The 14,023-nt window shown below is 36.8% G+C and carries 13 protein-coding genes; 9 read left to right on the top strand and 4 right to left on the bottom strand.

Features of this window, described 5'->3' with window-relative positions; genetic code table 11:
* The first annotated feature begins 30 nt into the window (after positions 1 to 30).
* Together ACFPVY_RS03730 and ACFPVY_RS03725 are read left to right on the top strand one after the other, a co-directional pair.
* Complete coding sequence (locus tag ACFPVY_RS03730; RefSeq protein ID WP_379790410.1) at positions 31 to 471, top strand: GNAT family N-acetyltransferase; 441 nt, start codon at positions 31 to 33, stop codon at positions 469 to 471.
* Positions 472 to 498: 27 nt separating this feature from the next.
* Positions 499 to 1,572, top strand: a complete 1,074-nt coding sequence (locus ACFPVY_RS03725; RefSeq protein WP_379790409.1) for an alanine racemase — start codon at positions 499 to 501, stop codon at positions 1,570 to 1,572.
* On the opposite strand, the gene ACFPVY_RS03720 is transcribed toward ACFPVY_RS03725, so the two are convergent.
* The 3 genes from ACFPVY_RS03720 to ACFPVY_RS03710 all read right to left on the bottom strand — a co-directional run bounded on the left by ACFPVY_RS03720 (position 1,569) and on the right by ACFPVY_RS03710 (position 3,952).
* Positions 1,569 to 2,492, bottom strand: a complete 924-nt coding sequence (locus ACFPVY_RS03720; RefSeq protein ID WP_379790408.1) for a YihY/virulence factor BrkB family protein — start codon at positions 2,490 to 2,492, stop codon at positions 1,569 to 1,571. The genes ACFPVY_RS03725 and ACFPVY_RS03720 overlap by 4 nt on opposite strands.
* 13 nt (positions 2,493 to 2,505) lie before the next feature.
* Complete coding sequence (nadC, locus tag ACFPVY_RS03715) at positions 2,506 to 3,363, bottom strand: carboxylating nicotinate-nucleotide diphosphorylase (RefSeq protein WP_379790407.1); 858 nt, start codon at positions 3,361 to 3,363, stop codon at positions 2,506 to 2,508.
* A gap of 172 nt (positions 3,364 to 3,535) precedes the next feature.
* Positions 3,536 to 3,952, bottom strand: coding sequence for a hypothetical protein (locus ACFPVY_RS03710; RefSeq protein WP_379790406.1), 417 nt, complete (start codon positions 3,950 to 3,952; stop codon positions 3,536 to 3,538).
* Between the two features lie 221 nt (positions 3,953 to 4,173).
* Here ACFPVY_RS03710 and rlmH point away from each other — a divergent pair, with 221 nt between their 5' ends.
* Positions 4,174 to 4,647 (top strand): 23S rRNA (pseudouridine(1915)-N(3))-methyltransferase RlmH, encoded by a 474-nt coding sequence (gene rlmH, locus ACFPVY_RS03705; protein ID WP_379790975.1) that lies wholly within the window; start codon positions 4,174 to 4,176, stop codon positions 4,645 to 4,647.
* Positions 4,648 to 4,821: 174 nt separating this feature from the next.
* Here rlmH and folP read toward each other — a convergent pair whose 3' ends face one another.
* On the bottom strand, positions 4,822 to 5,640 hold the full coding sequence (gene folP, locus ACFPVY_RS03700; RefSeq protein ID WP_379790405.1) for a dihydropteroate synthase: 819 nt from the start codon (positions 5,638 to 5,640) through the stop codon (positions 4,822 to 4,824).
* Between the two features lie 144 nt (positions 5,641 to 5,784).
* On the opposite strand from folP, the gene ACFPVY_RS03695 reads away from it, so the two are divergent.
* The 6 genes from ACFPVY_RS03695 (at position 5,785) to ACFPVY_RS03670 (ending at position 13,973) form a co-directional block, all read left to right on the top strand.
* The gene (locus tag ACFPVY_RS03695; RefSeq protein ID WP_379790404.1) at positions 5,785 to 6,327 is read left to right on the top strand and encodes a DUF1599 domain-containing protein; all 543 of its coding nucleotides are present in this window, start codon (positions 5,785 to 5,787) and stop codon (positions 6,325 to 6,327) included.
* A 57-nt stretch (positions 6,328 to 6,384) separates the two neighbouring features.
* Positions 6,385 to 7,476: a MauE/DoxX family redox-associated membrane protein gene (locus ACFPVY_RS03690; RefSeq protein WP_379790403.1), complete on the top strand. Its 1,092-nt coding sequence runs from the start codon at positions 6,385 to 6,387 to the stop codon at positions 7,474 to 7,476.
* The gene (locus tag ACFPVY_RS03685; protein WP_379790402.1) at positions 7,476 to 8,552 is read left to right on the top strand and encodes an ABC transporter permease; all 1,077 of its coding nucleotides are present in this window, start codon (positions 7,476 to 7,478) and stop codon (positions 8,550 to 8,552) included. Before ACFPVY_RS03690 ends, ACFPVY_RS03685 begins: the two co-directional genes overlap by 1 nt.
* 311 nt (positions 8,553 to 8,863) lie before the next feature.
* Positions 8,864 to 9,364, top strand: a complete 501-nt coding sequence (locus ACFPVY_RS03680; protein ID WP_379790401.1) for a TlpA family protein disulfide reductase — start codon at positions 8,864 to 8,866, stop codon at positions 9,362 to 9,364.
* A complete protein-coding gene (gene tpiA / locus ACFPVY_RS03675) occupies positions 9,364 to 10,116 on the top strand; it encodes a triose-phosphate isomerase (RefSeq protein WP_379790400.1) in 753 nt (250 codons plus the stop codon). The genes ACFPVY_RS03680 and tpiA overlap by 1 nt, the downstream gene beginning before the upstream one ends.
* A gap of 257 nt (positions 10,117 to 10,373) precedes the next feature.
* Positions 10,374 to 13,973 carry a choice-of-anchor I family protein gene (locus tag ACFPVY_RS03670; protein ID WP_379790398.1) on the top strand — a complete coding sequence of 1,200 codons (3,600 nt, stop codon included), beginning with the start codon at positions 10,374 to 10,376 and terminating at the stop codon, positions 13,971 to 13,973.
* Positions 13,974 to 14,023: the final 50 nt, after the last annotated feature.

Genomic DNA, 14,023 nt, shown 5'->3' with positions numbered 1-14,023 from the left:
TGCCAAATATTAATGGTAAAAACTTAAATTATGGAAACCCAAACAATTAAATTCTGCGCTTACGAAAACACATTATTCAACAACGATCAAATTGCCGATTTTCTGCACGAACATCTCGACCAATTCGGCGATGAAAAAGATGCAATTTTAAAATGTCTGGAATTTGTTCAGGATAAAAATAAAGGTGGGGAAATTATTTTGGCTACAAATGAAAACGAGATTATCGGAGCGGTTGTCTTGAATAAAACAGGAATGGGCGGTTATATTCCTGAAAATATTTTGGTTTACATCGCCGTTGATAATTTTTATAGAGGAAAAGGAATCGGAAAAAAATTAATGCAATACGCCATTGAAACTTCCGAAGGAAATATTGCTTTGCATTGCGAACCAAATAATCCTGCGCTAAAACTCTATGAAAGCTTAGGTTTTACCAATAAATACCTTGAAATGCGATTAGAGAAATCGTATTAATTTTAATATTCTCCAAACAAAATTAAGATGGCTTTTATCAAATTAGACCAAAAAAAATTACAGCATAATTACAACTTTTTGCAAAATCTTTTTCAGTCTAGAACTATTGAATGGGGCGTTGTTTCAAAGATTTTATGTGGAAATAAACTTTTTATCAATGAAATAATAAATTTGGGTACCAAAGAAATTCACGACTCCCGAATTAGCAATCTGAAAACGATCAAAGAAATTTCTCCCGATGTTCAAACCGTTTACATAAAACCGCCCGCAAAGCGAAGTATTTCAAAGATTGTAAAATATGCCGACGTCAGTTTCAACACTGAAATTGATACTATAAAAATGCTTTCTGAAGAAGCTGGAAGGCAAAATAAAATCCACAAAATCATCATCATGATTGAAATGGGCGATTTGCGCGAAGGCGTGATGGGCGAAGATTTAATTCAGTTTTATGGCGAAGTTTTAAGTCTTCCAAATATTGAAATTCGTGGTATCGGAACCAATTTGAATTGCTTGAGCGGCGTGATGCCAAATCAAGACAAATTGATTCAGTTGAGTTTGTACAAACAACTGATTGAGGCAAAATTTGACATTTCGATTCCGTGGGTTTCTGGAGGCACTTCGGTTGCAATTCCCTTGATTTTGAAAAATGCGCGACCAATGGCCGTGAATCATTTTAGAATTGGAGAAGCTTTATTTTTTGCAAATGATTTGTTCACCGGAAAAATTATTGAAGGAATGGAAAGTGAAGTTTTTAAACTCTACGCAGAAATCATTGAAATCACTGAAAAACCAGATATTCCGAGTGGTGAATTAGGAGAAAATGTGGCCGGAAATACCTTTGAAACAAATGAAAATCATGATTTGGGAAGTTCTTCGCTTCGCGCTATTTTAGACATCGGACTTCTTGATATGCAACCACAATACATCGAACCAGACGACAAAAATATCACGATGATTGACGCCAGTTCTGATATGCTGGTTGTGGACATTTCAAACTCTGAAAATAACTATAAAATTGGTGATTTGATTTCGTTCAAAATCAGATATATGGGCGCTTTGTATTTGCTAAATTCCAATTACATTGAAAAAATTGTGGCTTAATTAAAAAGATTCTTCCTTTTCAAACGGTTGATAGCTCCGTTTAACTCAAAGCCTAAAAGTAAAATCATGCAGTTTAGCCAGATGTAAATCATCAGAATCAAAAGTGTTCCGATAGAGCCATACAGTTCGTTATACTTTGCAAAACGCACGACATAAATACCAAAGACAAACGACGTTAGAATAATCAGAACGGTGGTAAAAATAGACCCGATGCTGAAGAAAGAATTGCGTCGGGTTTGCTTTGTTCCAAATTTAAACAGTATGGAAGTGGCCGTGAGAATCATAATGCCTACGAAGACAAACCTTCCGATGGAAACAAGATTGATATTATCAAAAATCCCTTGGCTTTTCATCGTTTGGATGATGTATTCAAAGACCACGATTGACGAAACCGTGATAATCAGCAGAAGCGAAAGTAGCATGGCAATGCCAATGGAAACCGCATATTGGCGAAAAAATCCGCGGGTAACGGTAATGTGTCTTGAGTTTTCGAAACCTCCCAAAATTGCGTTGACACCATTCGCCATTAAAAAGATAGACAGCAAAAAACCCGAAGAAAGCAGGCCTTGATATGAATTATTCAAGATATCGTTGATGATTTTATAAATTGCGTCATAGGTATTCGGCGGTACGCTTTCTTCCACAAATTGCAGAAAATCGGCTTGGAAATTTTCAATAGGAATATACGGAATCAAGTTCAAGATAAACAGCGCAAAAGGAAAAAGCGCCATAAAAAAGCTGAACGCAATGGCACTCGCACGATATGAAAATGCGCCTTTTGCAATCCCGATAAAGTACAATTCAAGCAAATCATAAAACGAAAGTCCTTCGAGCCACGGCAATTTTATCTTTTGCGTGAAATGCATCAGCGGACGTATGACCGGAATCTTTTCGAGCTTGTCTTCTATTATCTTGGTCACGTTTTTGTGTTTTTTAAATGGCTTTTAGGCTTAAATCCATGTTGTAAACCGAATGTGTCAATGCTCCAGAAGAGATATAATCAACGCCACATTCAGCATAATTTCTAATGGTTTTTTCATTGATATTTCCAGAAGATTCTGTTTGGCATTTGTCTCCAATCAAAGCGACAGCCGTCTTGGTATCTTCAAAATTAAAATTGTCAATCAAAATTCTGTGTATCGAATCTGATTGCAATATCTCCTTGATTTCATCTAGGTTTCTGGCTTCGACAATTACCTTTAGGTCTAAATTATTTTCTTTTAAATAAGAAGTCGTTTTGTCAATCGCTTTTGTGATTCCTCCTGCAAAATCAATATGGTTGTCCTTCAGCATCACCATATCATACAAGGCAAAACGGTGGTTCTCGCCTCCTCCAATCTTCACGGCCCATTTTTCGATGGCACGAATTCCTGGAGTGGTTTTTCTGGTATCAAGAACTTTTGTTTTTGTTCCTTCCAATAGATCAGCAAAGAATTTAGTCTTGGTTGCAATGGCCGACATACGTTGCATCGCATTCAAGACAAGGCGTTCTGATTTTAAGATAGATTGTGAACTTCCGGTAACGTGAAAAACCACGTCTCCATATTTTACAGGCGTTCCGTCTTGTATAAAAGTTTCTATTTGTAATTTTGGATCTACGTAGTTAAAAATCATTTTGGCAAATTCCACACCGGCAATCAGTCCGTCTTCCTTTACCAAAAGTTTTGCTTTTCCTTGTGCATCCGCAGGAATACAAGCTAAAGAACTGTGGTCTCCGTCGCCCACATCTTCGCGGATTCCGTTTTCTATGATTAATTTTAATTCGTTCTGAAATTGTGCTTCTGAAATCATTTTAAAAATTTAATTGAAGCTAAAATAATAAAATCTTTCTGACTACCACGTTATTTTTCTGTAATAAAACGAAGCGGTTCCGCATTCTGCAAGCTTTCAACTGATTCTGGAAACTTCTGCGCATAAAAAAACCCAATCGTTTGATTGGGCTTTTCAAAATTCAGTAAGAATATTATCTCGTTGGCGGTACGTTTGTTCCGGTGCCAATTGGCGTTGTTCCCGTTCCAGACGGTTGCATTGTTCCTGGATTTGTGGTCGTACCATTCGGATTTACTGTTCCATTCGGATTTGTGGTTGTTCTATTTGGATCCATTGAACTGTTTGGATCTGTTGTTGTTGGCGTTGAAGTCCCTGGATTGTTTGGGTCATACGTAGAATTGTTCGATCTTGTACTTCTCATATCCGTGCTTCTTGTTGTCTCAGAAGTTGTCGTTTTTTTCTTCGTACTTTTTTTCTTCTGAGGATCTTGTTGCGTTGTTGTCGAGCTGTTTGTCGTTGTACTTCTCGTCGTTCCTGTTTTCGGGTCCGTCTGTGCGGATGCTACGCTGAAGGCAAAAAATGCGCCCAGCAATAAAAGATTCTTTTTCATAATATTTTCTTTTAGTTTACAATTTTGAAACCATTGTTTTTGAATGGTGTTTTACAAATTTCGGTTAAGAAAAGGAAAAAATCGTTATACCTTTTTTAGATAAATTTTCATAATATGTTAGTTTGCAAAACATTAACAAATAAAAATCCAACCCGTTTTGAAAACCTTTCAGGAACTAAAACTTTGTAACTTTGCACCACAGAAACTTTGCAACTCAAGAAATGAACATCAAGCTCATCGCCATTGGCAAAACCGACAATAAATCTTTGCAGACCTTAATCGACGATTATCAAAAGCGATTGTCGTTTTATATCAAGTTTGATTTAGAAATTATTCCGGATATTAAAAATGTAAAAAATCTTTCAGAAGCACAGCAGAAAGAAAAAGAAGGCGAATTGATTCTGTCAAAATTAACGCCAACCGACCAATTAATTCTTTTGGACGAAAACGGAAAGAATTTTTCTAGTGTAGGTTTCTCCGAAGAATTGCAGAAAAAAATGAATTCGGGAATCAAAACTTTGGTGTTTGTAATCGGAGGTCCGTATGGTTTTTCAGAAACCGTTTATGCTAAAGCACAAGGGAAAATTTCATTGTCGTTAATGACGTTTTCGCATCAAATGGTTCGTTTGTTTTTCATCGAGCAATTGTACCGAGGTTTTACGATTTTAAGAAATGAGCCTTATCATCATCAGTAAGAATTTATGATTTATGATTTGAGATTTATGATTTATGATTTATGATTTTTGGACTGTGTGAATCTTTGCAATCTTGTCATCGCAATCTTGTTTTTCCGACGAAGGAGGAATCTCATTAAGTAATACCTTATATGGTAAAATTTAAAAAGGCATATAACGAAAACGCTATTTAAGTCAAATGTTTAATGCGGAATATAGTTTCACACATTCCACCGCTTCTTTCACATCGTGAACTCTCAATATCTTCGCACCTTTCATCAAAGAAATGGTATTTAAAAACGTAGTTCCGTTCAAGGATTCTTGAGGCGTAGTTTCCAATGTTTTATAAATCATCGATTTTCTTGAAATTCCAGATAATAACGGTAAATCTAGCATTTGCAACAACTCCAACTTATTCATGACTTCAAAATTTTGTTCCAAAGTCTTTGCAAAACCAAAACCCGGGTCGATAATCAAATCGTTTATTCCAAAACTTCTGGCTTCGTTCACTTTTTCCGAAAAATAAAAAAGCATTTCCTTTATGATATCGTCATAATTCGTCAGGCTTTGCATCGTTTTTGGGTCGCCTTTCATGTGCATCATAATATAAGGAACATTATACTTTGCAATGGTTTCCATCATTTTGGCATCCAAATTACCCGAAGCAATGTCGTTGATAATCGAAGCGCCCGATTCAATCGAAGCTTTCGCCACTTCACTTCTGAAAGTATCCACTGAAATTAAAATATCAGGAAAAACTTTAATCAGCAATTCAATTATCGGAATAATCCGCTGTAATTCTTCAGCCTCCGAAACAAATTCGGCATTTGGTTTTGAAGAATACGCCCCGATATCTATGAAAGTCGCTCCGTCAGAAAGCATTTTTTGCACCTTGTCAAGTATCGTTTGTTCGCTGTCATTTTTCCCGCCGTCATAAAAAGAATCAGGCGTGATATTTAAAATTCCCATTACTTTGGGCGTTGATAAATCGATGAGTTTTCCTTTGCAGTTCATTTTTGGGTCTAGGGTTTTGGGTCTAGGGTTTTGGGCTAATTGTGACGAGGAAAATTTACAATGCAAATCCTTGCACCTTTTACCTTTCACCCTAAACCTTTTTTCACTATTTTTGGACAAATTTCATACAAATATACACCAATAATGAATAACACTTCTCAACAATTTGACAGCGTTATCGGCATTTGCCGAACTTTATTTATCAATAAAATGACCGATTATGGAAGTGCTTGGCGTATTCTTCGCTTGCCTTCATTAACCGACCAAATTTTCATTAAAGCGCAACGTATCAGAAGCTTGCAGGAAAATGAAGTACGAAAAGTGGACGAAGACGAAACCGGAGAATTCATCGGAATCATCAATTATTCGATTATGGCTTTGGTGCAATTGGAACTTGGCGTTGTGGACCAACCTGATTTAAATGTGGAAAGAGCCACAAAATTATACGACGAAAAAGTAGCGCTGACAAAAGCCTTGATGGAAGCTAAAAACCACGATTATGGCGAAGCTTGGCGCGAAATGCGCGTGAGTTCCTTGACTGATTTGATTCTTCAGAAATTGCTTCGCGTAAAACAAATCGAGGATAATAAAGGCAAAACGATTGTGTCTGAAGGCATTGACGCCAATTATCAAGATATGCTGAACTATTCGGTTTTTGCCTTGATTTTAATGGGTTTTGCCAAATAACAAGTCATTAACAACTTAAAATTTGCACAAGCCTTATTTTTGAGAAAACTTACATAAATGGAAAACTTTAAAAAATATTTACCGTGGACAATTAGAATAATTATTTCTTTTTTATTCCTAATTTCTGCTGTTGCCAAATTATATCCGAGTCCGTATTTTGCCATTTCAACTTTTGAAGTAAAACAATTATATCCGATGGGATTTTCGGAAGATGTGGCTGTCTTTTTCTCCCGAATCTTAATCGGAATTGAACTCGCACTCGGAATTTTACTGCTTCAAAATAATTATTTACGTAGGATAATTATTCCTGCTACGATATTAATGTTGGTCATTTTTACAACACATTTGACCATCGACACGATTCAAAACGGAGGAAATTCTGGAAACTGCGGTTGTTTCGGAAGCCTTTTGCCGATGACACCAATTGAAGCGATTATTAAAAATGTGGTTGCCATTATTTTACTGGTAATTTATTTATACGTAGTTCCAAAAATCACGAACGAAAAAAGCAATTTCTGGGTATTGACAACGGTAACTTTCGCTTCGATTCTGACTTTATTTATGATTGCTCCAATTCAGCCAAAAGTGGAAGAAATCGTATCGGAAGAAGTGGAAATTCCTGCGGAAACAGTAGAAACTTTTGATACGCCGTCGGCAGAAGCAATTGCAATAACTCCAGCGGAAACAACAACTTCAGAAGAAGCTAAAGCCGAACCTGCAAAACCAGTTTCAGACGAACCTGCCCAACAAAAATCAGGTTATTCTCAGTATTTTTCTAACATTGATAAAGGTAAAAAAATCTTGGCATTATTCGTTCCGGGTTGTGACCATTGTCGCGACGTGGCAAAAGAATTGACCGAAATGAAGGCCAAAAATAAAAACTTCCCAGAAGTGGAAATTATCTTTATGAACGAAGAACCAGAGAAAATTCCTGAGTTTTTCGCTTTCGCAGGAGCAAATTATCCTTATAAAGTAATTGAGGTGATTCCGTTTTGGAAACTTTTGGGCAACAGCAAAGACACGCCGGGAGTTATCTATCTTTGGAACGGTAACAAAATCAAGGAATGGGACGGAATCAATGATAAAAAATTCGTCGGTTCTGAACTGCAAACTGTCCTGAAAAAGAACTATTCTGAACTCAAAAAATAGTGATAAAATACCTTTTAAATAAAATAGGATATGCGCTGTTGACACTTTTTGGAGTGGTCACGGTCATATTCTTTTTGTTTAATGTTTTGCCGGGCGACCCAGCGAGAATGATGCTTGACCAAAACGAAAACTCAGAGCAATTGGCGATTGTCAAAAAAAAATATGGTTTTGACAAGCCGATTTCCACACAGTATTTTTATTACCTGAATGACCTCTCGCCTATTTCTTTCCACAGCAAAAATTCAGAAGATTATACTTTTCTTTCCGAAGGAAAATACAATGCCGTTTCGCTGTTTTCCATCGGAAGCAATGAAGTGGTTTTGAAGTCGCCATACTTACGCGAAAGCTTCCAAAAAAGCGGTAAAAAGGTTTCTGACGTGATTGGAAATACATTGCCGAATACCTTTCTTTTGGCGCTTTTTGCCATTGTCATTGCCATTTCCATCGGAATTATCCTCGGAATTATTTCTGCATTGTACAAAGATACTTGGATTGACCGAATTATTGCCTTGCTAAGTACGCTCGGAATGAGCATTCCTTCTTTTTTCAGTGCTATTTTATTCGCTTGGTTTTTCGGATTTCTGCTTCACAATTATACCGGATTAAATATGACGGGAAGCCTTTATGAAGTGGATGATTTTGGCGAAGGTTCGTATATTCAATGGAAAAATATTTTGCTTCCGGCGATAGTTCTAGGCATTCGTCCGCTTGGCGTTGTGATTCAATTGATGCGAAATTCTTTGTTGGAAACTCTTGGCCAAGATTACATAAGAACAGCAAGAGCGAAAGGTTTGTCTGAATTTCAAATCATTAGAAAACACGCAGTTAAAAACTCTTTGAATCCTGTGGTTACGGCTATTTCGGGATGGTTTGCGTCGATGTTGGCCGGAGCTGTTTTTGTGGAATATATCTTTGGTTGGAATGGCCTTGGAAAAGAAATTGTGGAAGCCTTGAACAACTTGGATTTGCCAGTAATTATGGGTTCTGTGATTGTGATTGCTACGACTTTTGTGGTAATTAATATTTTAGTGGATTTGGTTTATGCTTATTTGGATCCGAAGATTCGCATTGGGTAATTTTTATTCCACGGAGGTTTAAAAAGTCATTGCGAGGAACGAAGCAATCACATAATCTGAATAGTTAAAACTTTTGAACACGAATAAAATTGCGATTTTCTTCGGAATTTTACGGTTTTATTTTCTCATGCTTAATTAGTCTGTATCGTCCATTTTCAAATAATTTTACTTTGATTATGTGATTGCCTCGTTCCTCGCAATGACTTTGAGCAACGAAAACGCTTTCGCAAAAAACTCCTCACCAATTAAAATTTAATAAACCTTTCTGAAAACTAAATATTATATTTGCTTATCTTAAAAAAGAACACACAATGAAAAAAGTACTTTTATCATTACTTATAATTTTGGGAACAATTTCTTGTTCTCAAGCTCAAAAAACTGAATTTTCTAAAGAAGCTTTAGCTGAAAAACTAGTGACTTTAGACGGAAAAGAAATTTCGTTTCAAGATATTTTAGCGAAGCATAAAGGAAAAACTTTGGTCTTGGATTTTTGGGCGTCTTGGTGCAGTGACTGTATCAAAGCGATGCCGAAAGTTGAAGATATGATTGCTAAAAACCCAAAGGCCGATTACGTGTTCATCTCTTTAGACAAAACGGCCGACAAGTGGAAAACGGGTATCGAAAAATATAAATTAAATTCTGGCGACCATTATTTGGTAAAAGATGGAATGAAAGGAACTTTTGGAAAAGCAGTTGATTTAGACTGGATTCCGAGATATATTGTGATTGACAAAAAAGGAAAAATAGTGATTTACAGAGCTATTGAAACTGATTTTGATAAAATAAACGCTACATTAAAAAAACTAAAATAATGAGAACAAAGATTGTTGCAGGAAACTGGAAAATGCATAAAAATGCGGAAGAAACTGAAGATTTATTAAACGATTTGATTGACAAATTGCCAAACGACGTTGAAGCTCGCGTAATCGTGGCGCCAACATTTGTGAATTTATCTTCAGCTGTTGAGCATTTGCAGTTTACAAACATCGGCGTTGCTGCACAAAATATGCACCAGTCAGAATCTGGCGCTTTTACAGGAGAAATTTCTGCAGATATGTTAAAAAGCATTGGTGTTAACATCGTGATTTTAGGCCATTCAGAAAGAAGAGCTTACTTCCACGAAACGGATGCGCTTTTGGCAGAAAAAGTAAATACGGCTTTAAAACATGAGTTAGAAGTTATTTTCTGTTTTGGAGAAGAATTGAAAGACAGACAATCAGAGCAACATTTTAATATCGTTGAAAACCAGTTGAAAGACGGTTTATTTCACTTGGAAGCTAAAGATTGGGAAAATATCATCTTGGCTTACGAACCAGTTTGGGCTATTGGAACCGGAGAAACGGCTTCGCCAGAACAAGCGCAAGAAATGCACCAATTCATCAGACAAACTATCGAAACTAAATTTGGTGCTGAAGTGGCTGAAAACGTATCAATCCTTTATGGAGGAAGTGTTAAGCCAGAAAACGCTAAAGAAATTTTTGGAAAACCAGACGTTGACGGTGGCTTAATTGGTGGTGCCGCTTTAAAAGCGACTGACTTTTCTGCTATTGTTGCAGGAGTTTAGAACAAAATAACCGCAGATTGGCAGATTTTTTTACAATATAATATGTTTTAAAAAAAATTGAAATTTGGAAATCTGCGGTAAAATACCAAGCCTAGAAATTTTTCTAGGCTTTTTTATTTCCTAAATATTAAGCAAACATTAAGCGGTAACTTTTTAGAAACATTAACGCACTCGAACTTAATCTTTGTTTTATTTGGAAGTAATCATTACTTAATAATACAACTTGACTTTTGCGGTACAATTAACAAACCACAACTATGTCAAAAAATTACACAAAATTCAAAAGGGGAATACTACTCTTTTCGGTCTTTTTGATTACCCAATTATCTTGGGGACAAAACTTGATGCATTATTGGAATTTCAATAATAATGCGTCTGTTGCAACAATTACCGCACCTTCGCAAACCGCTGGAGGCGCATCGATTACAGCAATTCCGGGAGGAATTAGCGCCATAGATTTCGCTGGCGGTACCAACCAAAACTTCAACGTTTTAAATTTAAATGCCCAAAATAGCGATGTTTCTGGAACACATTTGCGTTTTAATGACCCAATTGGTGGCGCTCTGGTTTTCGCTTTGCCAACAACAGGTTACGAAAACACAATTATAAAATTTGCTACAAGACGTTCGGGTTCAGGAGCGGGAACTCAAAAATGGTCGTATTCTGTAGACGGAACAAATTATATTGCTTTTGCAGACGTGATTCCAAATAATGGAGACCCAGCTTTAGCAACTTTGGATTTTAGCTCAATTGCATCAATAGATAATAATCCTAATTTTAAGTTAAAAGTAGAATTTGAATTAGGGAATGGTGGCACTGTTGGGAACAATCGTTTTGACAATTTCACCGCTTCGGGAACTGTAATTCCAGTTCCGGTTTTAGTTCATTACTGGAATTTTAATAATGCAACTTCTGTTGAGACAATTACAACTCCAACAGAATCTCAAGTTGCTGGCGCTTCAATCACAGCCTCCAATTCAAATACAAGTATGATTGATTTTGCGAACGGAGTCAATCAAAACTTCAACGTTCAAAATCTAAACGCTAGAAACGGCGATGCTTCCGGGACACATTTGCGTTATAATTTGCCAATTGGAGGAAATTTAGAATTCGCTTTGCCAACCACTGGTTTTGAAAATATCATCGTGAAATTTACGACGCGTCGTTCTGGTTCTGGAGCTGGATTGCAAAAATGGTCTTATTCTGTAAATGGAACTACTTTCATTCCGTTTTCTGACGTAATTCCTGTTGACGGAAACCCGGTTTTGGAAACTTTAGATTTTACTGCAATTGCCACAGCGAACAACAATCCGAATTTTAAATTGAAAGTGGAATTTGAGGCTGGCGCAAATAACGGAACGGTCGGAAACAATCGTTTTGACAATTTTACTTTAGATGGAACTGCCCTTGGCGGAACTGATATTTCTGCTCCAAACATAGTTTTTGCTCCTGCGAACGCAAGTACAAATATTCCTGTAGCTGTAAATCCAACATTGACTTTCAACGAAAATGTTCGGCTAATTAATGACAGCGCGATTACTAATGCTAACGTGGCTTCTTTAGTAGAACTTCGCTTGAATAATGTTTCTGGTGCAATCTTTCCGTTTACGGCAACTTTTGCTTCCAATATAATTACGATTGTCCCTACTTCCCCTCTATTGAACAGCCAAAATTATTATGTGGCTTTGCTTCCAAATTTGGTTGAGGACTCAAATAACAACGCCATTACAACTTTAAAATCAGCAACTTTTACAACAGCCTCTTTTGAAGCAAAAATTTCAATGGCTTCTAATTTTGTTACTGTAAATGAAAATGCAGGAACTTTAAATTTTGTATTGAATTTAGTAAGTCCAACAACGGGTTCTGTTGATTTAGTTGTAAAACCTGCACCTTTTAGCACTGCCGATTCAAACGACTTTACTTTGACAACTCAGACTTTGAATTTTACTGCTGGAAGTCCGTTGACACAAACAATCCAAATTCCGATTATTGATGATACTTTGGAAGAACAACACGCAGAATATTTTGTTTTAAGCCTCGAAAACGCAATGAATTTTACCATTACTGGAAATCCGCAAGCAACAATTTACATTAAAGACAATGACCGTTTGGCTCCGGTTCCAAACCAAGATGTTACCTTGGATTATATCGGAAGTTTTGATCCATCAGGAACAAATTCAAGTACATGCGAAATTGTGGTTCACGATCCAGTTTCTCAAAGATTGTTTACTACGAGTGCCGTCGCTGGATATTTAGACATCGTAAATTTCGCTGACCCGACGAATTTATCCGTAATCACTTCTATTAATATGAATCCTTATGGAGGCGTGACGAGTGTGGCTGTGAAAAACGGAATCGTGGCTGTGGCTTCGCCAAATGCAAACGAAACGCTTGACGGTTCTGTAATATTTTTTGATACCAATGGAGTTTTCCAAAAACAAGTTACCGTAGGCGCTTTGCCTGATATGATTACGTTTACGCCAGACGGAACCAAGGTTTTGACAGCAAACGAAGGTCAGCCAAACGCGGATTATTCTGTTGACCCAGAAGGTTCTGTGAGCATTATTAACATCGCTGGAGGAATTGCCAACTTGACGCAAGCGAACGTAACTACAATGTTGTTCACGCAATTTAATGCTCAAGAAGCCACGCTTATCGCAAGTGGTGTTCGCAAATTAAAATCAACAAGTACACTATCGCAAGATTTTGAACCTGAATACATTACAATCAGTCCCGATTCTCAAAAAGCTTGGGTTGCTTTGCAAGAAAACAACGCCATTGCAGAAATCAACTTGACGAATAATACTTACGCTTCAGTTTGGGCTTTGGGTACAAAAGATATGAGTCTTCCAGGAAATGGAGCCGATATTTCTGATAACAACGGACAAATTTTAATTGCAAACTGGCCAATAAAATCATTTTATCAACCTGACGGAATTGCTCATTACACTGTCGGCGGTACGAATTTCATCGTGACGGCAAATGAAGGTGACGAAAAAGAATATACTGGTTTTGTGGAAAGAACGACTGTTGGAGCTGCAACTTACGTTTTAGATTCTGCCGTTTATCCACAAGCGCAAATGTTGAAAGAAACATTTAATGCCGGAAGATTCAGGTCTTCAGCTTTCTCTGGAAACACTGATTCTGACACTGATTTTGAACAAATTTACGCTCTTGGAAGCCGTTCTTTTTCAATCTTCAATACAGATACAAAACAAATTGTTTATGACAGTGGCGATGATTTTGAAATGTACACTGCTTTGACTCCAAGTATTTCTGGTTTGTTCAATTCTGACCACGAAGAAAATGGCTTTAAAGTAAGAAGCCGTGCTAAAGGTCCAGAACCAGAAGGCATTACTTTGGCAACAATCGCCGGAAAAACATTTGCTTTCATTGGTTTAGAAAGAATTGGCGGTGTGATGGTTTATGACGTGACTAATCCAAATGATGTGAAATTTGTGGATTATAAAAATAACAGAACTGTTTCAGCATATTCAGGAGATCACGGTCCAGAAGGAATTTTGCATATCAAAGCGGCTGACAGTCCAACGAGCAAGGATTACATCATCGTGGCCAATGAAATCAGCGGTACTTTGACTTTATTTGAAGTAAATGCTGACAATCTTTCCACACCAGATTATGGTTTTGAACCAAAAACTTTTGTGTTGTTTCCAAATCCTGCTACAAATGGAATTGTGTATTTCAACCGAGTTGCTGATATCGAAGTTTTTGATTATTCTGGAAAATTAATCCATTCTGAAAAAGAAGCTTTGACTATAAATACATCTGGATTTGCTACAGGAATTTATCTTGTAAAAACTTCCGAAGGAATAACTAAAAAACTTGTTGTGAAGTAGTTTAGTTCCTTTCAATTGATAACGCTTGTTCTTTAATTTTTAATCAATTG

This window comes from Flavobacterium qiangtangense (assembly GCF_042658345.1).
GTDB lineage: Bacteria > Bacteroidota > Bacteroidia > Flavobacteriales > Flavobacteriaceae > Flavobacterium > Flavobacterium qiangtangense.
The sequence above is the reverse complement of the archived record's forward strand: the minus strand, read 5'-3'. Positions and strand labels throughout refer to the sequence as shown.